Raw genomic sequence first — 22,059 nt, 5'->3', positions numbered from 1 at the left:
CATGAGGCTTCTTCGACCCCCATCCGCGGTCGGCTCCGACCGCCGGCACCGCGCTGCCCGGGTCGGGGAAGGTTCGCCGAGGATCGCCGCCCGGATCGCCGCCCTGCTGCTCGCGATCGGGGTGCTGGCGACCGCCACCCTGATCTGGCCGGTGCTCGGCAACGCCACCCCGGCCTCCGCCGCCGTTCCGGTGCCCATCAAGGCAAAGGTCGCGCTCTGCACCACCGCCGAGTGGGAGGCGAACTTCCGGGACTGCGTCGACCGGCTCGCCAACGTCGGCCAGAACATCCGGGACTGTGTCAAGGCGCCCACCCCGAGCGCACCCGACCAGGGGCTCGGCGGCTGGTTCGGCACCCGTCCGGAGGCGAGCAGCAAGCCGGGCGTGAAGGGCATGTACACCGAGTACGGCAACGCCGGCTACAGCTACGAGACGTACGACGACTCCGGCGGCTGCGCCTCGGACGTGATCGACCCGGGCAGCAAGGTGTTCAACAAGATCGCGGACGGCGAGATCCGGATAGCCGCCGCGATCATCGGCGCCTCGAACGCGCTGCGCGAGCGGGCCTGGGACCCGAGCAGCATGTGGGACTGGGCCGACCCGCTGGTCGAGCAGGCCACCAAGGCGGTCTACGAGCGGGTCTTCAGCGTCTTCGGCATCATCACCCTCTGCGTCGTCGGCGTCTACCTGCTCTGGCGTTCCCGGCAGTCCGACATGAGCAACGCGATGACCACCGCCGGCTGGGCGGTGCTGGTGATGGTGGCGGTGACCGCGATCGCCGCCTGGCCGGTCCGGTCCGCCAACGTCGCCGACGGCACCCTGGTCACCACCCTGAACGTGGTGCACGAGGCGGTCGGCCCCCGGGACAAGAGCATCCCGGCCGACCGCTGCGGCTCGCTCAACCCGGCCGGCTGCAAGGACAACCGGCCACCGGCGCTGCGGGCCAGCGACACCGCGACCGAGACCATGCTCTACCGCAACTGGCTACGCGGCGCGCTCGGCTCCTCGGACAGCGAGACGGCCCGCAAGTACGGCCGGGCGCTCTACGACGCCAAGGCGTTCACCTGGGAGGAGACCGCCCGGATCGCCGCCAACCCCGGCACCCGGCAGACCACCGTCTCGGCCAAGCAGGAACAGTGGATGAAGGTCGCCCAGCAGATCCAGCAGGAGGACCCGGAGGCGTACGAGTACCTGCGCGGCGCCCGCGACTCGGACCGGATCGGCGCCGGGCTGATCGCCATCCTGGCCGCGATCCTCTTCGCGATGTTCGACCTGACCGCGTCCGTGCTGGTGCTGCTCGGCTTCCTGCTCTTCCGGTGGGCGGTGATCGCCGCCCCGGTGCTCGGCACGGTCGGGCTGCTCCGTCCGGCCAGCGCCGGGCTGCGCCGGCTGGGCAACGCCGTCGTCGCCGCCGTGTTCAACATCGCCATCTTCGGCACCGGCGCGGCGATCTATCTCTTCGCCGTCGACCTGGTGATGAGCACGCCCACCATCCCCGGCTGGCTCCAGGTGGTGCTGGTCTGGCTCTGCGGCGTGGTGGGCTGGCTGCTGCTGCGGCCGTACCGCCGGATCACCCAGCTCGGCGGCAAGGACAGCAGCGAGGTGATCGCCTCGGCCGGCTCCTGGCACCGCCGGTTCTTCCGGGACGTCCGGGCCGCCTCCCGGCTGGAGAACGACCCCGACCACCACACAGACATCCGGGTCAAGAACCGCAGCGTGGTGATCCAGCAGACCAACGTACGCCCGGAGACCCGGCACGAGGATCCGGCCCAGACCGGTGCCGGCAGCCGCTCGGAGAGCAGCCCCGATCGGGGTACCGAAGCACCCGACTCGTCCCCGGCAGCGGCACCCGGCGGCGGCAGTGGCTCGCGCCCGGACCGGGCCCGGCCGTCGCGCCGCCGGCCGGCGGAGTGGACCGAGCCCGACGTACCCGTGGAAAACCCCTCCTACGTGATCTACCGCCCCGACTCCGCGCCCGCGCCCGACCCGTCGCCCGCCCGGGCGCCCCGGATCCGCTCCGAGGCGAGGTGACGGGATGCGCCGCGCCATCGAGTTCCTCTTCACCCGGCTCCTCCGGTCCCGGCTCGGGCTCGCGGTCGTCATCGCCGTGCTGGTGATCGGGATCGTCGGCGCGGCCCGGCTGATCGCCGGCCCCGGTGACGACCGGCCCGGACTCGTCGGCGGAACACCCGGCCCGATCAGCATCACCGACCCGGAGGCCGGCGACGACGGGCTGACCGTGACCGAGGAGCCGTCGCCCCGGACCAGTCCCGGCGCGCCCGAGCCGGCCCAGGTGGCCCGGTCGTTCGCCACCGCCTGGCTCGACCACCGGGACACCACCGCCGACGAGTGGCACGCGGGGCTGCGGCCGCTCGCCACCGAGAACCTCGCCGAGCAGTTGACCGGGGTCGACCCCGCCACCGTACCGGCCGACCGGATCACCGGGGACCTGCTGGCCGTACCGCAGAACGACAGTCTCGTCGAGGTGGTCGTACCGGTGGACTCCGGCGAGCTGCGGCTCGGCCTGGTGGCGACGCAGGGGCGTTGGCGGGTGGACACGGTGGACTGGCAACAGCGCTGAGCGGGCGCGGGGAGGTGGGTGCGGGATGACCGACCGGGGTTCGACCCGACGGCCGGTACGCCGGGTCGCGCTGGCGGTGGTGCTGACCGGCGTACTCGCGCTGCTCTGCTGCGTCGGCGGCACCGGCGCGTTCCTGGTGACCATGTTCGCCTCCGAGGAGGAGAACCTGGCGGCGGCCACCTTCGGCTGCGGCGACAGCGAACCGCTCAAGATCGAGGGCGAGTTGCCGCTGGTCGGGCCGTACAAGGCGAGCCAGATGCGGAACGCGGCGATCATCATCAAGGTGGGTCGGGAGATGGGGCTGCCGCCCCGGGCCTGGGTGATCGCGGTCGCCACCGCCATGCAGGAGTCCGGCCTGACCAACCTGGGGCACCTCGGCGACCGCAACGACCACGACTCGCTCGGGCTCTTCCAGCAGCGGCCCAAAACCGGCTGGGGTACCCCGCAGCAGATCCTCAATCCGGAGTACGCCGCCCGGAAGTTCTACGAGAAGTTGAAGACCATCCGGAACTGGCAGAAGCGGTCGCTCACCCGGGCCGCCCAGGCGGTGCAGATCAGCGCCTTCCCCGACGCGTACGCCAAGCACGAACCGCTGGCGACCGAGATCGTGAACGCGTTGACCGGTGGGGCCGCCCGGGCCGCCGGTACCGACCTGGGGCTCGACTGCGCGGACGGGGCCGAGATCGCCGCCTCCGGCTGGACCGCGCCGATCCCCGGTGGGGTCGGCTCCGGATTCCGTACCGCCGCCCGGCCGGCGCACAACGGCGTCGACATCGGCGCACCGAAGTACACCACCGAGATCCGGGCGGCGGCGGCCGGCCGGGTGCTGGTCGCGCGTTGCGACCCGGACCGGCGCGGCCGGTTGAGCTGCGACGTGGACGGCTTTCCGGGCAAGGGCGGCTGCGGCTGGTTCGTCGACATCCTGCACGCGGGCAACGTGATCACGCGGTACTGCCACATGGTCAGCAAGCCGATGGTTTCCAAGAACGACATGGTGGAGGCCGGGCAGGTGATCGGGCGGGTCGGTTCGAGCGGCAACTCCTCGGGGCCGCACCTGCACTTCGAGGTGCACCTGCGCGGCGACCGGAGCAAGCACGGCGCCATCGACCCGGTGCCGTTCATGCGGGACCGCGGCGCTCCGCTCACCGGAAATGAGCGGTGATGCATCAGATGCAACATGCGCCGCGACGACTGCAACCGTCCTGGATTGCGGTGGCGCCTGGGGGCCGGCCGAGGCGTCAGGTGTTGTTCGAATCCAGAACCCGTGACCCAAGTCGGTAACGTGGAGAACGGTGTGCCGCTGGAGGACGTGCCGGACGCGATAGGTCACGCCGAGCGCGTATTACCGCCCCTCTGGCTGCGCCCGGCACACCTCAACCGCGACCCCGCAAACGTGCTGGGCGCCAGACGGACCGCCGCGTCCCGCTGAGCGCGAGCCTTGGACTCCAGCGCCGCACGGTACGCCCAAGAATCGCCGGCCGCACGACATGGCTAGGCACGACTACACTCTGCGCCGCGGAGAGCCTTCAGTGGACAGGACGGCACAGCATGAACTACACCAGTGCAGACGACGTCAAGATGGCGTTGGGCATCAACAACTGGCGCGAACTCCGCAAGGACCACTACCTGCAACTGGTGGCCATGATGCCCGACCTGGACAAGGAGGTCCGGCTAGCGCTTCTCGAGAAGCTTCCCGAGGGTCAGCGAAGACACGATCAAGGAGCTTGAAGACCTGGTTCTCACCAAGCGCCGGAGCTACCGAACCGCAAGCGACTTTTACCGTGACTTCGAGGATGGCAAGTGGCTACGAAATCTGGCGCTCCCTGCCAAAGTTCAGTCCTCGGCGGTGCGGAAGGTACTCAAGACCAAGTGGCTAGACGAGGCTGACTTCACCCGGAGCTACGACCACAGCAACATCATGCTGATGCGGCTTGAGCTCGTGGTCGACGAGCTCACCGAAGCTGACCTCGACCGCTTGCTGGATCTACCGACAAAGGACTCGTACGGCAACGAGCAGTCGGCAGGTATGCAGCAGTTCTTGGAGTTTGTTCAGAAGAAGCATCCGAACACGATTTCACAGAAGGCGAAGGACTGGCTCACGAAGGAGCAGTCCTGACGAGTACCCTCCGAGCTTGGACGGATAGGCGTCACCGGGGGCGCCGCCGCAGGAGTCCCGTGTGCGGTTACGAATCGCTGCGCGAGCGAAGCTCTTCGGCATAGTGGCTGACCGCACGGCCGTACTGGGTCAGGTGCGGCGCCAGCGCGGTCAGCGCCTCCGCTACGGCCTCCGTCGTCCTGGCGGCATCATGCAGTGCGAGCGCGAGAAACGCGGCGCGAGCGTCGGCTAGCCCGTCCGCTGGCCCAGCGGCGATCTCGCCGCGCAGCAACTCCACGCTCTCCGCAGCCCGGCCCAGATTGCGGACCGTGCTCGCCAGTTGTATTGCCGCCTGGCCGCGGCGACGCTCGTCTAACCCGGCGGCCAGCGCCGCACGGTACAGAGGCTCGGCCTCGGCCTCACGGCCGGCGTAGTCGAAGGCCGACGCCCGCTCAAACAGGGCGGCAGCGTCATCCGGCGAGCGCTGCGCGGCCAGGACGGAGATCGCCTCCACCACGTCCTCGTCGGATCGGTTGGCCGCGCTCGCCCAAACCGCCGCGACCTTCTCTTCCCAGTCCTGCTCCGCTAACGTCACCGCAGCATTCTGGCAGACCGCCCACCGTCGACCACCCTGGTGCGGGGCTGAGCCTGCGGGGATGGCAGCTGGTGCGATCTGCGTCAGCGAGTATTCGCTGAACCGATCGCTCGGCGGCTACCGCACGGTTCCGGTGGCAGATGCCGGCGGGAACAGTCGACGCAGCGTCGGGCCGACGGCGGTTGCCAGCATGCCGTCGTCGCCGGAGTGCATGACCAGGTTGACCACGCCCATCGCAACTTCTTCGGTGCGGGTTTCGGCGGCTGCGGTCGCGACGTCGGACAGCGCGAAATCGGCGAGTAGCTGCCGTACCAGTACGCCCTCGCCCCAGAGCGCCTCGGCTGGGATGGAGAGCCGGCCCAGCCAGGACAGCAGGATCGCGGCCCTGCCGGCGGACGAGGGCATGGCGGCGGTCAGCCGTCGACGGACGTCGTCGAGTTGCGCATCGGACAGCCGGCCGCATTGCTGACCGGTGACGGCGGCCAACACAGGATGCAGCACGTCAGGAACTCCACGCTCGGTCAGGTACCGCTTGCCTGCCTTCCCCGCAGGCCGGAACTGCGGGCGGCGTTCGTGCAGGTTCAACAGGTCGGCCAACGGCGCCAGAAAAGCGGTCAGCTGATTCGGTACCCCGTGGCCGGCCAGGAATAGGTGGAGCGCCGCAGGATCCGCCACGACCAGGTCGCTACGCCACCACGACCGCTCCCAACTGACTGAGCCATAGCCGTGCAGGCTAGCGCTGGCAAGCACTTCGCCCGGAATACCACGGAGCATGACCGTCAGCTCACCCGGACAACGGCAGACGTCACCGGTGAAACGACCCGTCGTGGTCAACACACGCACGGCGTCGACCGGCACAGCGTCCTCCAACACAGCCAGAACCGCGCGGCCGAGCAGAGGACCGCCGTCCTCACCGCCTTCGACGATGTGCACAGCGTGGGTTCGAGACCAGACCTCCTCGAGCCATTCGACCATCCGACCCTCCTGCGCCGACCTCGACGATCATCGTAGGCGTGCTGGACGCCGACCACCGCGTCGTCATATCGACCGTCGCCGTACTCGTGGGGTGCACGGAATTTCGTGGTCGATCCGCAGCCCGCAGCGGCGGCCGTTGGGCAGCCGCCGGGTGCAGAAGACCCGATGGCGTACGTCCTGGTTCCGTTCCTCCGAGACGGTGGTCTCCGGCACGTCCACGCAGAGGAAGGTCAGCGCCCGAGCGGCGGTCCGGGCCAGGACACGGGCCCGGGGCAGGTCGGTCGTGACGATCGTCAGGTGGATGACGTACCGGTGCAGTTCGATGGTCACCGTCGCGCCATCGCGCCCATGGTCGGCGCCTGGGCGGCCTGCCAGCGCCGCAGCGCGTCCTTGATCCGGGCCGCCTCCTCCTGACTGTTGGAGAGTTGGGCATAGACGCGGCCGAGGTCATCGGCAACCTGGTCGAGAAAGACCGAGACCTCGTCCGGGTCCAGGCCACGCCAGGTCGTCCGGAACCGCCGGCCCCGCACCTGCCAGGGCCGCATCGGCTGGTACGGCCGAGAGCGGCGCTCGCCGAGCACCGAAGACAACCGGTCCGCTCCCGTCGATCTCGTCAGGATGCGCCGAAGGAGTTGTCGCACGTCCGTCCATCCTTTCGCCTGGTGTTCGGTCCTGTTCCCGTCCTCGTGCCGCGCTGGTGGTGGGGGTGGTCCGGCCGTTTCGGGTCCGCCCGGACCACCCCCGCCCCGGCCACCGCAGCCCAGAGCGGCGGTACGGCAACAGGGGCAGCCGCGCTGTCGCATGAGGTGCTCGTCTGCCAGCCGATGCCGGAGAGGTGTTACGGCGCTCGCATCGCCCTGCGAAGGTGCCAACCGACCACAAAGGCCCTGCAACCGCCGTCTGCGAAGTTACTCGTCCAGTGTCACCTACGTCAAGTACGTCATTCGAGGATGCAGCGTCATTTCGCGTACCTGCATTGCCTACGTCGCGAACCGTGATCAATACTGGATGGGCCAACCGACCGCAGGGGACGAACCGTGCCTATCCCGCCGACCATGAACGAGCTGATCGACGATCTTGTAAAGCGCATCAAGAAAGGTGACCTGCCACCCGGCACTCAGATTCCCTCGACCAGCGAACTGGCCGACCACTACGACGTATCGAAGTCGACCATCTCGCGAGCAGTGGCCCGGCTCCGCCAGCGGGGAATCCTGATCGGCCGCCCAGGTCGCGGCGTCTTCGTCGCCGAGAAGCCAGGACGGTGATGGTGGTGAGCTCGGGCCGGCGCTTGCCGCCTTCGCGCGGCCCGGCGTCATCGACGAGTCGCACTTCACCGACCCTGGCCAGGCCCCACAAGCTCAGGCCGGCAGTAGCCTGACCGACATGAGCGCAGAGGCCGTCGGTCGACACATGCCCACGGTGATCACGCTTGACGACCTCACCGCGATGATGGCCGCGGACGAGCACCACCGCTATGAGATCAGCCCTGAGGGAGTGCTGTCGGTCATACCGCCGGCTGGATACACGCACGCGATCATCGCCACCCGGCTCATGGGCTGGCTGCTCACCGCCGGCATCCCGGCGGACCGCGTCGCCCAGGCGGTCGGCCTGCGCATCCCCGGCGTGACCGGCGGTGTCGGCGGTCGCATCCCCGATCTGGTCGTCTGGAGTAAGGCGCAAGCCGAATCCGTATGGCTGCCGGTCACGGATGTACTGCTCGCGGTTGAGATCATCTCGCCCGGGTCGGCTGCCATGGACACCGCCGCCAAACCGGCCGAGTATGCCGGCGCGGGCATACCGCAGTACTGGACCATCGACCAGGACCCAGGTCAGACCGTCACCATGTACCGGCTCGATGGCAGCCACTACCAGGTGGCGGCCAGGATGCCGCTCGCCTGGGTGCTCAACACCGCCCCGGGAGAGCACGGCCTGGACTGATCTGGTCGGCTGACCGTCACGCACCGTGTTGCCGTCGAAGTGGGAGCCTGGAGAATAGCGGTGTCAGGCGCCGAGCGCGTTCCATCCAGGAGCCACAGGTAGGTCGAGCGATCCGTGAGTCACGATCCCGTTCCCGATCCCTTCGCCGGCCAGCCCGACTGGGCTCCGGGGCCGCCCCGGCCCATCGTGATCACCGCTGCCGCCGGCCGGACGGAGCTGCGCGGCCGGCGGGTGCTGGTCGGCCTTCCCGGGCTCGGCTGGCGGGCCGACCTGCGGGCGGACGAGCGGGTGGTGCAGGGCAGCCGCAGCTACGTGCCGGTGCTGACCGAGCACGAGTGGTATCGGGCCGAGGCGGAGCGGATCGAGGTCTTCGCCCCGCTGGTACCGGTGGAACGGGTCTGGGTGGAGACCATCGGCGAGGTCTCCCCGTGGGACGCCAGCACCCCGCCGATCCCCCGACCGTCCCGACCGGACGTCATCTCCCGGCTGGTCTCGCTGGACGCGCCGACACACCGGCCCCCGGTGCCGGTGGTCGAGGCGGACGCGGTCGCCGGCCGCCGGGTGGTGCAGATCGCCGACGCGGTCGAGCGGCGCGACCTGCGCGCGGTCACCGAGGTCTACACCAGCGGCGACGGCGACATCTGCGTACGCGTCACCACCGAACTCGACTGGTACCGCTGGGCGTGGAGCGGACGGCCACCGACCACGCTGGAGGTTCCGGTGCACCTGCTCTGGATCGAATGATCCGGCGGGCCCGTCAGGTGACCGGGTCGGCCGTGCAGACCCGCCAGCCGTCGTCCTGCTCGGTGCCGAAGCGCCACCGCTGGTGCTCGGTCTGCGAAAGGTTCTCCACCAGGTGCGAGATCACCAGCTCCACGCCGACCTCGGCGCGCTCCCCCTGGCGGCGTACTTCCAGTGGCCCCCACTTGACCACGAAGGTGATCTGGAACTGCTTCTCCCGGGCCGTCATGTCGGCCCGCAGCTTCCGTAGCGGGGCGAGCCCGGCCGGGTCGGCACACTCGAGCTCTCCGGCGAGTACGTCGTTCTCGTCGACCAGGAACGCTTGCAGGTAGTTGTGCACGGCCATGTCCGGGGCGCTCCGGTCGGGCGCGGTGAACCGGTCGTAGGCGACGTACGCCACGGCGGCGCCGGCCAGGCAGAGCAGCGCCAGTGCGCCACCGACCACCGCCAGCACCAGGCCGAGGCGCCGACGACGGGGCGCCGGTGGCGGTGCGACCGGCTCGGGAGCGGCCTGTCCGGGCGGGGTCCGCTGGGTGGGTACCCGGGACACCTGGGAATCGGCCGGGGGATGCACTGATTCCACCCCCTGAGGCTAGCCGCTGGCGCCTCCGTACCCAATGGGCGCGAATTCCAGCTTGGTAACCAAAAGGGAGCAATCCGTGACTGTCCGCCTCAGCGGCTATCTGTGCCACAACCATCCCCGCAGGTCCACGAAGATGCCGCCGCGCTGGGATACCGTCTCAGACCAGGACGAGGGAGTTGGTGCGGTGGACACCTGGAGGGGACCGACCGGGCACGCCGCCACGCTGCGCTGGCGGGCCGCCGCCGGCACGGCTGCCGTACTGCACCGCCGGGCCGCCGCCACCACCGCCGCCGCGGCCACCGCCCTGGAGGCGATCCGCCCGATCCCCGCCGACCAGCGGGAACAGCACGAACTCGCCGAACGGCTGCGCGCCGCGGCGAGCCAGCTCGCCCCGGGCTGGCTGGGCGCGCCGCTGGACGCGCAGTCCGAGGATGCCCCGCTCGGCGGCCCCGCCCCGCCGGCCTTCGTGCGGATCGGCACCGCCCAGCCGCTGGACGACGCCCGCTTCCCGGTGCTGGTGCCGCTGCTCGGCACCGGCCACCTCACCGTCGACGCGGACAGCCGGGATCCCCGGGTGGCCGGGCTGCTCCGGTCGGTACTCCTCCGGCTGCTCGCCGCCGCTCCGGCCGGCTCGCTGCTGGTGCGCGGCGTCGACGCCACCGACGGGGGCCGGCTCTTCGCGCCGTTCGCCCCGCTCGCCGACGCCGGCCTGATGCCGCCGCCGGTCACCGACCGCACCGGCCTGCGGGCCGTGCTGGCCGAGGCCGAGCAGTGGGTACGCCCCACCCGACCGGCCGCCGCCCGCTACAACCGGCACGACCGCACCCTGCTGCTGGTGGTCGGCTCGCTGCCGGAGCTGACCGAGCCGAGCGACCTGGCCCGGATCGGCGCACTGGCCCGGGAGGGTCCCGAGGCGGGGCTGCATCTGATCGTCGCCGGCTGGCCACCTCCGCCGCTGGACGCCGAGACGAGTCAGGCGCCGCTCTCCCGCTCCACCATGATCGCGATGCGCAACCCGTACGCGCTGGTCGGCGATCCACCCGGAGCCTCGTTCAGCGCCCCGGTGCCGCACCTGCCGGGCACCGGCCTGAACGCGCCGGTCTTCCTCGACGACTGCCCGCCGGTACCACTGCTGGACCGGGTCTGCCGGGACCTGGCCGCGCGGTTCCACGCCGACTACCGGCGTACCCTCGACGACCTGCTGCCGGAGCCGTCGGAGGGGTTCTGGACGGAGTCGGCCGCCGACGGGCTGAGCACCCCGGTCGGGCACGACGGAAACCGGACCGTACCGCTCGGCTTCGACGAACGCACCCCGCACTGGCTGGTCGGCGGCCGGGACGGCGCCGGCAAGAGCGCCTTCCTGGTCAACGTCCTCTACGGGCTCTGCACCCGCTACCACCCCGACGAGCTGGCGCTCTATCTGCTCGACTTCGCCGACGGTGGCGCCTTCACCGAGTTCGTGCCCGAGCCGGTGCACGGGTCCGGCGGGACCGGGCCGGGCGGGCCGTGGCTGCCGCACGTCCGGGCCGTCGGGGTGCAGGCCGACCGCGAGTACGGCCTGACGGTGCTCCGCGAACTCGACGCCGAACTGGATCGCCGTGCCACGTCGGGCAGCTCATCACCACGGATCGTCTGCGTGCTGGACGGGTACCCGCTGCTGCTGACCGAGGACGACCCGGTCAGCACCGAGGCGCTGGCCCGGCTGGAGTCGGTGGCCCGGCGGGGGCGGTCGGCCGGCGTACACCTGATCCTGACCGGCCGACCGGCACCGGCGCTGGCCGCGCTGCGCGCCCGGCGGGACTCTTTCCTCGGGCAGTTCCCGGTCCGGGTGGCACTGCCTGGCGGCGGCGACGTGCTGGAGCCGACCAACGACTCGGCGGCGGGCCTGCCGCTCGGCACGGCGGTGGTGAACACCGCCGGTGGGCTCGGCGGGCCGCGTGGCGCGACCCGGGGGCACGAACGGACGGTCCGGTTCCCGGATCCGCATGCCGATCCGGGAGCGCTGCGCGGGCTCCGGCACCGGCTCTGGGCGGACCGGCCCGCCTGGACGCCCGCACCGGCCGTCTTCACCGGCTACCTGACCCCACCGCCACCTCCGGTCCCGACCGACGACCGGGACGCCACCGACGCCCCGCAGTCCCCCAACCCCACGCAGTCCCCCAACCCCACGCAGTCCGTCGGCAACCCGGAGCCGGCCAGCGTGCCGGTCGGGCTGCTTGTGGACGTGTCGCTGCGGCCGGCGGAGCTGCCGCTCGACGGGACGCCGGGCCGGCACCTCGCGGTCCTGGGTCCGGATCCGACCGGGGCCGAGGTACTGGCCGGCGCGGCCCGGGGACTCGCCGGGCGGCATCCCGCCGGTGACGTCGAGTTCGTGATCGCCGCTCCCGGCCCGGACCCGGTGGCGGAGGCACTCGCCGCCGAGGTGTCCCGGCGGCATCAGGTGCACCGGGTGGACGCCGCCGGGCTGGGCGGCGCGCTGGAGCTGGCCGGGCCCGGCTATCTGGTGGCTTTCGGCATGGACGAGCTGGCGAAGGACCCCGAGCTGCCGGCGGATCGGCTCCGGGACCTGCTGCGGGACGGTCCGGGGCGGGGCGTACACCTGCTCGGCTGGTGGCGGGCGGTCGGGCCGTTCGCCGACCTGGTCGCCGTACCGGCGGAGCCCGAAGCAGCGCCCGAGGACGGTGCCGAATCGGCAGTGCCGCCCCCGGCCACCGTCGACGGGCTGCTGCTCCTCGACGTACCCGAGCCGGAGGTGGCCCGGCTGCTGGGCCGGCCCGTACGATGGCGCCCCCGCCCGGGTCGGGCACTGCTCTACGACCGGCGCACCGACCTGGCCAGCCTGGTCGTCCCGTACGGCCCACCGGACGGGGAGGTCACGCCGTGACCGGCGACGCCTGGCAGGACTACCTGGCCGCCGCACAGCGGCTGGATGCGGTACGCCGCGCCGCGGCCACCGCCGCCGCCGAGCAGGAGCGGGGCGTGACCAGCGCCCGGGAGGAGCTGGCAGGGGTACGGGCCCGGCTGGTACCCCAGCAGTCCCGGCTGCGCGCGCTGGGCGTCACCGAGGCCGACCTGGTGCCCTCCGAGCCGGAGGTGGCGGCGGCAGGTCGGGCGATGGCCGACGACCCGCAGGCGGTACTCGCGGCGTTGCGGGACGCCCGGGCGACCGCTGACGCGGCGGACGCCGCCACCCGGCTGCCCGGCGCCGGCCCGCTGCCCTGGAGTCGGGTACTGCTCTACGGCGCGCTCGTGACGGCGTTGCTCGGCCTGGTGGCCGTGCTCTGCCTCGGCGGTGTCTACCTGGTCGGCTGGCGCGGCTGACCGGCCCACTGGCGGTCAGACGACGCGGCTGGCGTTCAGGATCAGGGCCATCGCCTCGGCCCGGGACTTGGCGTCGCGTTGCAGCAGCCCGCGTACCGCCGAGGTGATGGTCTTGGCGCCGGCCTTCTGGATGCCGCGCATCGCCATGCACATGTGCTCGCACTCCAGCACCACGATCACGCCGCGCGGCTCCAGCTTGGTCATCAGCAGGTCGGCGACCTGCGAGGTCAGCCGCTCCTGCACCTGTGGCCGGCGGGCGTAGACCTCGACCAGCCGGGCGAGCTTGGAGAGCCCGGTGATCCGGCCGTTCTCGCCGGGGATGTAGCCGATGTGTGCCGAGCCCCGGAACGGCAACAGGTGGTGCTCGCAGAGGCTCATCACGTCGATGTCCCGGACGAGTACGAGTTCCTCGTGGTTGGCCTCGAAGCTGGTGGTGAGCACCTGGGCCGGGTCGACCCGGAGCCCGGCGAAGAGTTCGGCGTACGCCCTGGCGACCCTGGCCGGGGTCTGGCGCAGTCCGTCCCGGTCCGGGTCCTCGCCGACGGCGATCAGAATCTCCCGGACCGCCTTCTCGATCCGGGCCAGGTCGACGGCGTCCTCGACCGGCCCACCGCCGAGCTTGCCGTTGACCAGCCGGGCGGCGAGATAGTCCAGCTCGTCGTCGCCGTCCGGCTCGGTGGCTGACGCGGACAGGCCGCCGGCGTTTCCGCCGGCGGCCTGGTGATTCGCTGCGTTCAGTGTGGGCCGTCCGAGTTGGGCGTGGTGTTGTTGGTGTTGCCCCCGACGGTCGCCTGGACGCCGTCGGCCTCGGCCTGCGCCTTGAGCTTCTCCTTCTCGGCCGGGGTGAGCACCGGCGGCTCGGTCGACGGCTGCCGCTTGCCGAACCCGTTGTACGGGGCCATCGGCGGCCGCTTGACGACCCGGGCGCAGATCCGCGCCATGTCGGCCGTGGAGAGGGTCTCCTTCTCGATCAGCTCCAGCACGAGGTTGTCCAGGACGTCCCGGTATTCCACCAGGATCTCCCAGGCCTCGTCGTGGGCCAGTTCGATGAGCGACCGGATCTCGGCGTCGATCTCGGCGGCCACCGCGTCGGAGTAGTCCCGCTCGTGCCCCATGTTGCGGCCCAGGAACGGCTCGTCGCCGCTGGTGCCGTACTTGATGGCGCCGAGCTTGCTGCTCATGCCGTACTGGGTGATCATCGCTCGGGCCAGCGCGCTGGCCTTGACGATGTCGTCAGCGGCACCGGTGGTCGGCTCGTGGAAGACGAGTTCCTCGGCGGCCCGGCCACCCAGCGCGTACGCCAGGGTATCGATCATCTCGGCCCGGGTCTGGGTGTACTTGTCCTCGGTCGGCAGCACCAGGGTGTGCCCGAGCGAGCGGCTCCGGGAGAGGATCGTGACCTTGTGCACCGGGGCGGAGTGCGGCAGCGCCCAGGCCACCAGGGCGTGCCCGCCCTCGTGGTAGGCCGTGATCTTCTTTTCCTTGTCGCTCATCACCCGGGTCCGGCGCTGCGGGCCGGCGACCACCCGGTCGATCGACTCCTCCAGCGCGTCGTTGGAGATCGCCCGCTTGTCGCTGCGGGCGGTCAGCAGCGCCGACTCGTTGATCACGTTGGCCAGGTCGGCGCCGGTGAAGCCCGGGGTACGCCGGGCCACCGCGTCGAGGTCGACGTCGGGCGAGAACGGCTTGCCCTTGGCGTGCACCCGCAGGATCGCCTTGCGGCCCTCCATGTCGGGGGTGTCGACGGCGATCTGCCGGTCGAACCGGCCGGGACGCAGCAGCGCGGGGTCGAGGATGTCCGGCCGGTTGGTCGCGGCGATCAGGATCACGCCGCCCTTGGTGTCGAAGCCGTCCATCTCGACCAGGAGCTGGTTGAGCGTCTGCTCCCGCTCGTCGTGGCCGCCGCCCATGCCGGCGCCACGGTGCCGGCCGACCGCGTCGATCTCGTCGACGAAGACGATCGCCGGGGCGTTCGCCTTGGCCTGCTCGAAGAGGTCGCGGACCCGGCTGGCGCCGACACCGACGAACATCTCGACGAAGTCGGAGCCGGAGATGGAGTAGAACGGCACCCCGGCCTCGCCGGCCACGGCGCGGGCCAGCAGCGTCTTACCGGTACCGGGCGGGCCGAAGAGCAGCACGCCCTTCGGGATCTTGGCGCCGAGGGCCTGGTATTTCGCCGGGTTCTGCAGGAAGTCCTTGATCTCGTGCAGCTCCTCGACGGCCTCCTCGGAGCCCGCGACGTCCGCGAAGGTGGTCTTCGGGGTGTCCTTGGTGATCATCTTGGCCTTGGACTTGCCGAAGTTGAGCACCCGGGAGCCGCCGCCCTGCATCTGCGACATGAAGAGCAGCAGCAGGATCACCAGGATGACGATCGGCAGCAGGTTGACCAGCAACGAGACGAAGAGGTTGTCGCCGGAGACCTCGGTGTCGATCGGCCCGCTGATCCGGCCGGCCGCCTTGGCGGCCACGACCGAGTTCCAGACCTCGTCGCCCACCTCGTAGGGGAACTGGGCCTGGATCTTGTCCGTGTCGGTGTCACCGAACTTGGCCGAGTTCTTCAGGTCGAGCTGAAGCGTCTGCTCCTTGTCCTGGAAGATGGCCTTCTCGATGTCACCCTTGTTGAGTTGGTCGAGCACCACGTTGGTCTCGACCTTGTGATAACTCGGGCCACCGCTGAAGAATGAGCTGAGCGCTATCGCACCGATGATCACCAGGATGATCCAGACCACCGGGCGGCGGAAGAAACGCGTACGTTCCATGCTGTTGTCGAGCGCCGTAACGCCCGGACCCTCCTGATCGACGTCCTGATCGTCTGGTTGCCTTCTGCCGCCGCCGGAGCGGCGGGCCGAAACCGTCCCCTGCGTGCGAGCCGGCCTCGACGCCGGGCGCTTGGTACCGCGCCGCGGTCATTCGACGGTACACCGTGAACGCGAGGAGCGAGCCCGCGAGCCCTGGGGTAACAGGTCCGCTTCCGCCGGGGTGCCGGGTGAGCACGGAACCATGCCGGGACACCTCGCCCCGTACGGTCCCATCTTTCGGGTCAAACTGGGCAGGAGACCCGGCGCGGGATGCTTCCGCGCCACCACCGCATACCGTAACCGCGTTTCCTGGGAGCGCGCTGTACGTCCACTCGATATTTCGGCGATGACATTCAGGATCGTCGGGGCGTACCGGACATCTGTTCGCGTTGCAGACAGGACGAGGGGATCGAGGGCCGAGCCGAAAAGGTTACGGGACCGGATCAGGACCGGGCGTAGACCTCGGGCTTCAGGACGCCGACGTACGGCACCTCGCGGTAGCGCTCGGCGAAGTCCAGGCCGTAGCCGACCACGAACTCGCTCGGGATGTCGAAGCCGACGTACCGCACCGGCACCGAGACCTTGATCGCGTCCGGCTTGCGGAACAGCGCCACCACCTCGATGCTGGCCGGCTCCCGGGACTCCAGGTAGCGCAGCAGCCAGGAGAGGGTGAGCCCGGAGTCGACGATGTCCTCCACCACCACCACGTGCCGGCCGGCGATGTCCCGGTCCAGGTCCTTGCGAATGCGGATGGTGCCGGAGGAGGTGGTGCCCTGCCCGTACGTGGAGAGGGCCATGAACTCCAGCTCGGCCGGCGGCCCGTGTCGGCCGAGCGCCCGGGCGAAGTCGGCCATGAACATGACCGCGCCCTTGAGCACACAGACCAGGATGATCCGGTCCGTTGTGCCCGCATGGTCCGCTGCCACCTGTTTGGCCAGTTCCGCGATCTTTTCCCGAATTTGCTCCTCCGAGATGATCACGTGGTCGATGTCGGCGTCGTACCAGGAGCCCTGAGCCATGCGCCTAGCCTGCCGTACGCCCGTTCGCGCCCGTCGCCGGGGCGGCACCTTGCTGCGGTGCTCACCCCGGCTGGCCAGGCTGACTCTCGGACATGCCCCGAAGGCTCTCCGGGACGGCCCTCAGCCACGGGGCGACGACCGCCAGCCACCGTTGCTGGGCCGCCAGTCGGCGGAGTCGCGGGTGTCGGCGGTGAACCCGAGAACGGAGGCGAGGAGCAGGACGAGGAAGAAGAGGGAGACGAGGAGTTCCATGGCGGCGTGACCTCTCTTGTCGATGGCCGGATCCGACGATGTCGGGCCTGACCAGCTCTTTTGGTTCGCCGCCGGTGCGCACCGGCTGTTATGACCCAAGTCTGCCCCGCCGGGCAGCACCCGGACAGTGGCAGCTTTGCCATGCAGCATCGATTTTCTGCCAGTTATCGGTTATCGTCGACGCATGCTTCGCAACGTGGCCGTGATCGCCCTGGACCCGGTATCCACCTTCGAGCTGGGGGTGTTCTGCGAGGTCTTCGGCACCGACCGGGTCGCCGACGGCTTCCCCGGCTACCGCTTCGACGTCTGCACCCACGACGGCAGGCCGGTCCGCACCCACTCCGGCTTCGGCCTGACCCCCAACGCCGACCTCACCCCGGTGGAGGACGCCGACCTGGTCGCCGTGCCGGCGATGCACCGCATCGGTGCCCCGATCCCGGAGACCGTGCTGGCGGCGCTGCGCCGGGCCGCCGACCGCGGGGCGTACGTGCTCAGCGTCTGCTCGGGCGCGTTCGTACTCGGCGCCGCCGGCCTGCTCGACGGCCGAGAGTGCACCACCCACTGGAAGTACGCCGACCAGCTCGCCGAGATGTACCCGCTGGCCAAGGTGCGGTGCAACTCGCTCTACGTGCAGGACGGCAACCTGCTCACCGGTGCCGGCACGGCGGCCGGGATCGACGCCTGCCTGCACCTGGTCCGTCAGGCGCATGGCTCGGCGCTCGCCACCAAGCTGGCCCGGCGGATGGTGGTGCCACCGCACCGCGACGGCGGGCAGGCGCAGTACATCGAGGCGCCTATCGCACCCACCCCGGCGGCACCGACCCTGGAGCCGGTGCTGAGCTGGCTGATCGAGCACCTGGACCGGCCGGTGACCGTCGACGACCTGGCCGCGCGGGCCCACATGGCGCCCCGGACCTTCGCCCGGCGGTTCCGGGCCGAGACCGGCACCACCCCGCACGACTGGATCACCAACCAGCGGGTGCTGCTGGCCCGGCGCCTGCTGGAGGAGACCGAGCTGGGCATCGAAGGGGTCGCCACCCGGGCCGGCTTCGGCGACGCCGCCACCCTGCGGCACCACTTCGCCCGCCGGATCGGCGCCACCCCGCACGCCTACCGGTCGACCTTCCGGGGCCGGCTCCCGACTCCGACACGCGAGTCGGTCACCCTCTGAGCGTCCGGCGACGGCGCGCGTCGGTCACCCGCTGAGCATCGGGCGACGGCGCGAGTCTGGTCACCAGCTGAGCGTTGCCCGACCGGCTCAGTACCCGATCGCGCAGCCGTCGGCCCGGGGCTCCGAGCCGGCCACGTAGCCGCCGTCGGGCAGCCGCCAGATCGCCTGGCCGTACCCGAAGGAGGACGCCTCGGGCTCGACGGTGACCTCGTGGCCCCGGGCGCGCAACCGCCGCACCACGTCCCGGCCCGCCCCACCGGCCAGTCCCGGCTCCACCAGCACCGAGCGCCCGGCGTGCCAGTACCAGCGCGGCCGGTCCAGCGCGGCCTGCGGGTCGAGCCCGTCGTCAAGGGTCGCGGAGACCACCTGCACGTGCCCCTGCGGCTGCATGTGCCCGCCCATCACCCCGAACGGGCCCACCGGCTCGCCGCCGTCCCGGCTGAGGAACCCGGGGATGATGGTGTGGAACGGGCGCTTGCCCGGCGCCACCACGTTCGGGTGGGCCGGGTCGAGGCTGAACCCGGCACCCCGGTTCTGCAGGCCGAAGCCGAGCCCGGGCGGCACCACGAACGAGCCGAAACCCATGTAGTTGGACTGGATCAGGCTCACCATCATCCCGTCCCGGTCGGCGGTGCAGAGATAGACGGTTCCGCCCCGGGCCGGGTCGCCGGGCGCCGGCGTGCCGGCCGTGCCGGTGACAAGTGCCCGGCGGGTGGCGGCGTACTCCGGGGTGAGCAGTTCGGCGGTCGGCACGCGTACCCGATCCGGGTCGGCGACGTACGCGTGCGCGTCGGCGAAGCCGAGCTTGACCGCCTCGATCTGCCAGTGCAGTCGCTCGACCGGATCCAGCGCGGCCAACTCCACCCCGTCGAGGATGTTCAGCGCGAGCAGTGCGGCCACGCCCTGCCCGTTCGGCGGCAACTCCCACACCTCGTGCCCCCGGTAACCGGCCCGGACCGGGTCCACCCAGGTCGAGGCGTGCCCGGCCAGGTCGTCGCCGGTGAGCCGCCCGCCGGTCCGGGCCGCGTACCCGGCCAGGGTCTCGGCGATCCGGCCGGTGTAGAAATCCGCCGCACCCGTCTCGGCGATCCGGCGCAGCGTGCCGGCGGCGTCCGGGTTGCGCCACCGCTGCCCGGCCCGGGGCGCCCGTCCATCCTCGACGGTGAAGACCCGGCCCCACTCGGCGTACTCCGCACCGGTCAGCCCGGCGTGCACCTCGACCGAACCGGCCCAGCTCGCGGCCACCCGGGGCGAGACCGGGAAGCCGTGCTCGGCGTAGCCGACCGCGTCGGCGAAGAGCTCGGCGAAGGGCAGCCGGCCGAACCGCTCGTGCAGGTCCCGCCAGCCGGCCGGGGCACCGGGTACGGTCACCGGCAGCCAGCCCCGCGCCGGCATGGCCGGCCCGACCGCCTGCGCACCGCCGTGTCCCGGAGTCGGCTCGGCGCCCCGCCCGCCGGTCGCGGCGAGCACCGCCTCCCGGGTCAGCCCGGCCGGTGACCGACCGGAGGCGTTCAGCCCGTGCAGCCGCTCCCCGTCCCAGACGATCGCGAAGAGGTCGCCACCGATATCGTTGGAGCCGGGCTGCACCACCGTGAGGGTGATCGCGGTGGCGAGCGCGGCGTCGACGGCGTTACCGCCCCGGCGGAGTACCGCCAGTCCGGCGGCGGCGGCGAGTGGCTGGCTGGTGGCGACGGCACCGTGCGGCGCGTAGAGCGGCGGTCGGGGGTAGGACATCCCCCATGTCTACTCCGCGATCAACATTCCGCCGCGCCGGGTCGCCCGGATGCCGCCGGGCAGGTGCGTCGCGCCCTGCCCGCGCCACGCGGTGACCAGCGCGTTCAGTGCCGCGATGTGCCGGTACGAGAGTGCTGCCGGCGGCGCGCCGAGTTCGCGGCACCACAGGTGCAGCACCCGGGTACGCACCGCCGGCGGCATCCCGGCCAGCACCGGTACGGCCAACCCGTCGGCCACCCCGCCCGTGCTCCCCGGCCCGACCAGGCTTCCCGCCCCGGCCGTGCTGTCCGGGTCGGCCACGGTCCCCGGGCCGCCCGCGAGCCCCGAGTCGGCAACGCCTCCCGCCCCGCCCGCGAGCCCCGGGCCGGCGACGGTTCCCGCCCCGGCTGCCGGGATCCGGGCCTCGGCGTAACCGGCCCGGGCCAGGTCGTCCAGGGCCGCGCCGTCCTCGGCGGCCAGCCGGGCGGTCCGGGCCAGGTTGTCCAACACCCCGGGGCCGAGCGCCCGGATCAGCACCGGGAGCACGTCGGAGCGGACCCGGGCCCGGGCGTACCGGTCGTCGGTGTTGTGCGGGTCCTCCCACGGCGTCAGCCCGAGCAGCGCGCACGCCTTGCGGGTCTGCTCGCGGGTGATCTCCAGTAGCGGCCGGGCCAGCGTCACCCCGGCGTACTCCCGGCTGGCCGGCATCCCGGCGAGCCCGCGCGGGCCGGCGCCCCTGGCGAGCGCGAGCAGCACCGTCTCGGCCTGGTCGTCGCGGGTGTGCCCGAGCAGCACGGTGCTGGCGTCGTACCGGCGGGCGGCCTCCACCAGGGCGGAGTAGCGCGCCTCCCGGGCCGCCGCCTCCGGACCGCCCGGCCGCCCGGCGACCTGGACGGTCGCCACCTCGATCGGCGCGAGCCCCTGCCCGGTGGCCCAGCGCGCGACGTCGGCGGCCCGACCCGCCGAACCCTCCTGGAGGCCGTGGTCGACGGTGACCAGCCCGGCCGGCACGCCGAGCCGGGGTGCCACGAAGGCGACGCCGGTGGCCAGCGCGAGCGAGTCGGCGCCACCCGAGCAGGCGACGAGGACCGGCCGGTTCCGGGGTACGCCGGAAAGCGCCCGCCGGACCGCGACCCGGATCGCCGCGACCGGCGGTGGCAGGGCTGCCACGGTCGGATCAGCCGGTGGCGGCGATCGGGCCGACCGGGCCGTGCACCCGGGCGACCCAGGCGTCCGGGTCGGCGAGTTCCTCCAGCCGGGGCAGGGTGAGCGGCGAGCTGAAGATCTTGTTGAAGCCCTCCATGCCGACCCGGTCCACCACGCCGTGCACGAACTTGCGACCCTCGGCGTACTGGCGCATCTTCACGTCGACGCCGAGCAGCTTGCGGATCGCCTTCTCCAGCGGGTTGCCGGACTCGCGGCGCCTGTTGAACTTGGCCCGGATCGACTCGACGCTCGGGATGACCTCCGGCCCGACACCGTCCATCACGAACTCCGCGTGCCCCTCGAGCAGGGTCATCAGCGCGGTCAGCCGGTCGAGTACGGCCCGCTGGCCGGGTGTCTGCACGATGTCCAGCACGCTGGCCCGGCTGTCCGGGTTGCGTACCGAGTCGGAGAGGGTGCCGACGCCCCGGCGGATCCGGTCGAGGAAGTTGTCCCCGCCGGCCTGGGACGCGTCGACGAACGCCTGCACCTCGCCGAGGAAGTGCCCGCGCATCCACGGTACGGCGGTGAACTGGGTGCGGTGGGTCACCTCGTGCAGGCAGACCCAGAGCCGGAAGTCCCGGGGGTCGGCCTGGAGCTTCCGTTCGACCTCGACGATGTTCGGGGCGACCAGCAGCAGTTGACCGGGGTCGGCGGAGAAGACCTCGTACTGGCCGAGGACCCGGCCGGAGAGATAGGCCAGTACCGTGCCGGCCTGCACCCCGGTCAACCGGGAACCGATCGTGTCGGTGATCACGCCCGGCGGCCTGTCCCCGGAGACCCGGTTGATCAGCGGGGTGATCACCTCACGCAGCCCGGCGATGTTCGTCGCCGCCCAGTCCCGCCGGTCCACCACCCGTACCGGCGGATGGGCCACCTGCGACCGCAGCCCGGTGTACGCCAGCACGTGACCGGCCGCCTCGTCGGTCAGTCGACGCAGCTCGGACACCACCTCGGTCGCCTCGTCGAACGAGACCCGCGGTCCCGACTTTCCCAACGCCCCAGCGGTGGCGGCGGCCAGATCCCAGTCCACGAACTGCGCCATACCACCACCGTACCCGGGTGTTCACACCACG

General features: G+C 71.6%; 24 protein-coding genes. 12 read left to right on the top strand and 12 right to left on the bottom strand.

Features of this window, described 5'->3' with window-relative positions; translation table 11 throughout:
* The first annotated feature begins 1 nt into the window (after position 1).
* From CLT71_RS24405 to CLT71_RS24385, 6 genes are all read left to right on the top strand, one after another.
* Positions 2–2,029 (top strand): MFS transporter, encoded by a 2,028-nt coding sequence (locus tag CLT71_RS24405; RefSeq protein WP_486483426.1) that lies wholly within the window; start codon positions 2–4, stop codon positions 2,027–2,029.
* A 4-nt stretch (positions 2,030–2,033) separates the two neighbouring features.
* Positions 2,034–2,579, top strand: coding sequence for a hypothetical protein (locus CLT71_RS24400; protein ID WP_101369157.1), 546 nt, complete (start codon positions 2,034–2,036; stop codon positions 2,577–2,579).
* A gap of 25 nt (positions 2,580–2,604) precedes the next feature.
* Entirely contained in the window at positions 2,605–3,741 is a 1,137-nt protein-coding gene (locus CLT71_RS24395) for an XRE family transcriptional regulator (protein WP_101369156.1), read from the top strand.
* Positions 3,742–3,843: 102 nt separating this feature from the next.
* Complete coding sequence (locus CLT71_RS37130; protein ID WP_158242297.1) at positions 3,844–4,008, top strand: hypothetical protein; 165 nt, start codon at positions 3,844–3,846, stop codon at positions 4,006–4,008.
* A 119-nt stretch (positions 4,009–4,127) separates the two neighbouring features.
* Positions 4,128–4,307, top strand: coding sequence for a hypothetical protein (locus CLT71_RS24390; RefSeq protein WP_101369155.1), 180 nt, complete (start codon positions 4,128–4,130; stop codon positions 4,305–4,307).
* 118 nt (positions 4,308–4,425) lie between these two features.
* Positions 4,426–4,695, top strand: coding sequence for a hypothetical protein (locus CLT71_RS24385; protein WP_101369154.1), 270 nt, complete (start codon positions 4,426–4,428; stop codon positions 4,693–4,695).
* Positions 4,696–4,762: 67 nt separating this feature from the next.
* Here the strand turns inward: CLT71_RS24385 and CLT71_RS24380 are convergent, their stop codons facing one another.
* The 4 genes from CLT71_RS24380 to CLT71_RS24365 form a co-directional block, all read right to left on the bottom strand.
* Positions 4,763–5,269, bottom strand: a complete 507-nt coding sequence (locus CLT71_RS24380; RefSeq protein ID WP_101369153.1) for a tetratricopeptide repeat protein — start codon at positions 5,267–5,269, stop codon at positions 4,763–4,765.
* Between the two features lie 117 nt (positions 5,270–5,386).
* Positions 5,387–6,244, bottom strand: coding sequence for a low molecular weight phosphatase family protein (locus CLT71_RS24375; protein WP_101369152.1), 858 nt, complete (start codon positions 6,242–6,244; stop codon positions 5,387–5,389).
* Between the two features lie 63 nt (positions 6,245–6,307).
* Positions 6,308–6,574, bottom strand: a complete 267-nt coding sequence (locus CLT71_RS24370; protein WP_199187708.1) for a hypothetical protein — start codon at positions 6,572–6,574, stop codon at positions 6,308–6,310.
* The gene (locus tag CLT71_RS24365) at positions 6,571–6,789 is read right to left on the bottom strand and encodes a DivIVA domain-containing protein (RefSeq protein ID WP_101371739.1); all 219 of its coding nucleotides are present in this window, start codon (positions 6,787–6,789) and stop codon (positions 6,571–6,573) included. Before CLT71_RS24365 ends, CLT71_RS24370 begins: the two co-directional genes overlap by 4 nt.
* Positions 6,790–7,281: 492 nt before the next feature.
* Here CLT71_RS24365 and CLT71_RS24360 point away from each other — a divergent pair, with 492 nt between their 5' ends.
* The 3 genes from CLT71_RS24360 (at position 7,282) to CLT71_RS24350 (ending at position 8,926) form a co-directional block, all read left to right on the top strand.
* A complete protein-coding gene (locus CLT71_RS24360) occupies positions 7,282–7,509 on the top strand; it encodes a winged helix-turn-helix domain-containing protein (protein WP_199187707.1) in 228 nt (75 codons plus the stop codon).
* Positions 7,510–7,627: 118 nt separating this feature from the next.
* The gene (locus tag CLT71_RS24355; RefSeq protein ID WP_486483425.1) at positions 7,628–8,182 is read left to right on the top strand and encodes a Uma2 family endonuclease; all 555 of its coding nucleotides are present in this window, start codon (positions 7,628–7,630) and stop codon (positions 8,180–8,182) included.
* Positions 8,183–8,296: 114 nt separating this feature from the next.
* A complete protein-coding gene (locus CLT71_RS24350; RefSeq protein ID WP_101369149.1) occupies positions 8,297–8,926 on the top strand; it encodes a hypothetical protein in 630 nt (209 codons plus the stop codon).
* Positions 8,927–8,939: 13 nt separating this feature from the next.
* Here CLT71_RS24350 and CLT71_RS24345 read toward each other — a convergent pair whose 3' ends face one another.
* Positions 8,940–9,506 carry a hypothetical protein gene (locus CLT71_RS24345; RefSeq protein ID WP_486483424.1) on the bottom strand — a complete coding sequence of 189 codons (567 nt, stop codon included), beginning with the start codon at positions 9,504–9,506 and terminating at the stop codon, positions 8,940–8,942.
* A gap of 184 nt (positions 9,507–9,690) precedes the next feature.
* On the opposite strand from CLT71_RS24345, the gene CLT71_RS24340 reads away from it, so the two are divergent.
* Together CLT71_RS24340 and CLT71_RS24335 are read left to right on the top strand one after the other, a co-directional pair.
* A complete protein-coding gene (locus CLT71_RS24340) occupies positions 9,691–12,390 on the top strand; it encodes an FtsK/SpoIIIE domain-containing protein (RefSeq protein ID WP_486483423.1) in 2,700 nt (899 codons plus the stop codon).
* Positions 12,387–12,827, top strand: coding sequence for a hypothetical protein (locus tag CLT71_RS24335; RefSeq protein WP_101369146.1), 441 nt, complete (start codon positions 12,387–12,389; stop codon positions 12,825–12,827). Before CLT71_RS24340 ends, CLT71_RS24335 begins: the two co-directional genes overlap by 4 nt.
* A 15-nt stretch (positions 12,828–12,842) precedes the next feature.
* On the opposite strand, the gene folE is transcribed toward CLT71_RS24335, so the two are convergent.
* The 4 genes from folE to CLT71_RS38190 form a co-directional block, all read right to left on the bottom strand.
* On the bottom strand, positions 12,843–13,520 hold the full coding sequence (gene folE / locus CLT71_RS24330) for a GTP cyclohydrolase I FolE (protein ID WP_101369145.1): 678 nt from the start codon (positions 13,518–13,520) through the stop codon (positions 12,843–12,845).
* A 41-nt stretch (positions 13,521–13,561) separates the two neighbouring features.
* Positions 13,562–15,586: an ATP-dependent zinc metalloprotease FtsH gene (ftsH, locus tag CLT71_RS24325; RefSeq protein ID WP_101369144.1), complete on the bottom strand. Its 2,025-nt coding sequence runs from the start codon at positions 15,584–15,586 to the stop codon at positions 13,562–13,564.
* A gap of 482 nt (positions 15,587–16,068) precedes the next feature.
* Positions 16,069–16,644 carry a hypoxanthine phosphoribosyltransferase gene (gene hpt, locus CLT71_RS24320; protein ID WP_101369143.1) on the bottom strand — a complete coding sequence of 192 codons (576 nt, stop codon included), beginning with the start codon at positions 16,642–16,644 and terminating at the stop codon, positions 16,069–16,071.
* A gap of 120 nt (positions 16,645–16,764) precedes the next feature.
* Positions 16,765–16,896 (bottom strand): hypothetical protein, encoded by a 132-nt coding sequence (locus tag CLT71_RS38190; protein WP_486483422.1) that lies wholly within the window; start codon positions 16,894–16,896, stop codon positions 16,765–16,767.
* 184 nt (positions 16,897–17,080) lie between these two features.
* On the opposite strand from CLT71_RS38190, the gene CLT71_RS24315 reads away from it, so the two are divergent.
* Positions 17,081–18,067, top strand: a complete 987-nt coding sequence (locus CLT71_RS24315) for a helix-turn-helix domain-containing protein (RefSeq protein WP_101369142.1) — start codon at positions 17,081–17,083, stop codon at positions 18,065–18,067.
* Positions 18,068–18,154: 87 nt separating this feature from the next.
* Here the strand turns inward: CLT71_RS24315 and CLT71_RS24310 are convergent, their stop codons facing one another.
* The 3 genes from CLT71_RS24310 to CLT71_RS24300 are packed head-to-tail and all read right to left on the bottom strand — an operon-like array spanning position 18,155 to position 22,028.
* A complete protein-coding gene (locus CLT71_RS24310) occupies positions 18,155–19,801 on the bottom strand; it encodes a gamma-glutamyltransferase family protein (protein WP_101369141.1) in 1,647 nt (548 codons plus the stop codon).
* 9 nt (positions 19,802–19,810) lie between these two features.
* Positions 19,811–20,950, bottom strand: coding sequence for a tRNA lysidine(34) synthetase TilS (tilS, locus tag CLT71_RS24305; RefSeq protein WP_101369140.1), 1,140 nt, complete (start codon positions 20,948–20,950; stop codon positions 19,811–19,813).
* 7 nt (positions 20,951–20,957) lie between these two features.
* Complete coding sequence (locus CLT71_RS24300) at positions 20,958–22,028, bottom strand: zinc-dependent metalloprotease (protein WP_101369139.1); 1,071 nt, start codon at positions 22,026–22,028, stop codon at positions 20,958–20,960.
* Between the last annotated feature and the right edge of the window lie 31 nt (positions 22,029–22,059).

This window comes from Plantactinospora sp. CNZ320 (assembly GCF_002846275.1).
Note: the sequence above shows the minus strand (reverse complement) of the source record. Positions and strands in the feature narration are given on the sequence as shown.

Excerpts from the sequence above, each read along its gene's own strand:
- CLT71_RS24405 (WP_486483426.1), top strand. The coding sequence starts at position 2 with ATGAGGCTTCTTCGACCCCCATCCGCGGTCGGCTCCGACCGCCGGCAC.
- CLT71_RS24400 (WP_101369157.1), top strand. The coding sequence starts at position 2,034 with ATGCGCCGCGCCATCGAGTTCCTCTTCACCCGGCTCCTCCGGTCCCGG.
- CLT71_RS24395 (WP_101369156.1), top strand. The coding sequence starts at position 2,605 with ATGACCGACCGGGGTTCGACCCGACGGCCGGTACGCCGGGTCGCGCTG.
- CLT71_RS24390 (WP_101369155.1), top strand. The coding sequence starts at position 4,128 with ATGAACTACACCAGTGCAGACGACGTCAAGATGGCGTTGGGCATCAAC.
- CLT71_RS24375 (WP_101369152.1), bottom strand. The coding sequence starts at position 6,244 with ATGGTCGAATGGCTCGAGGAGGTCTGGTCTCGAACCCACGCTGTGCAC.
- CLT71_RS24365 (WP_101371739.1), bottom strand. The coding sequence starts at position 6,789 with ATGCGGCCCTGGCAGGTGCGGGGCCGGCGGTTCCGGACGACCTGGCGT.
- CLT71_RS24355 (WP_486483425.1), top strand. The coding sequence starts at position 7,628 with ATGAGCGCAGAGGCCGTCGGTCGACACATGCCCACGGTGATCACGCTT.
- ftsH (WP_101369144.1), bottom strand. The coding sequence starts at position 15,586 with ATGGAACGTACGCGTTTCTTCCGCCGCCCGGTGGTCTGGATCATCCTG.
- hpt (WP_101369143.1), bottom strand. The coding sequence starts at position 16,644 with ATGGCTCAGGGCTCCTGGTACGACGCCGACATCGACCACGTGATCATC.
- CLT71_RS38190 (WP_486483422.1), bottom strand. The coding sequence starts at position 16,896 with ATGGAACTCCTCGTCTCCCTCTTCTTCCTCGTCCTGCTCCTCGCCTCC.
- CLT71_RS24315 (WP_101369142.1), top strand. The coding sequence starts at position 17,081 with ATGCTTCGCAACGTGGCCGTGATCGCCCTGGACCCGGTATCCACCTTC.
- CLT71_RS24310 (WP_101369141.1), bottom strand. The coding sequence starts at position 19,801 with ATGTCCTACCCCCGACCGCCGCTCTACGCGCCGCACGGTGCCGTCGCC.
- CLT71_RS24300 (WP_101369139.1), bottom strand. The coding sequence starts at position 22,028 with ATGGCGCAGTTCGTGGACTGGGATCTGGCCGCCGCCACCGCTGGGGCG.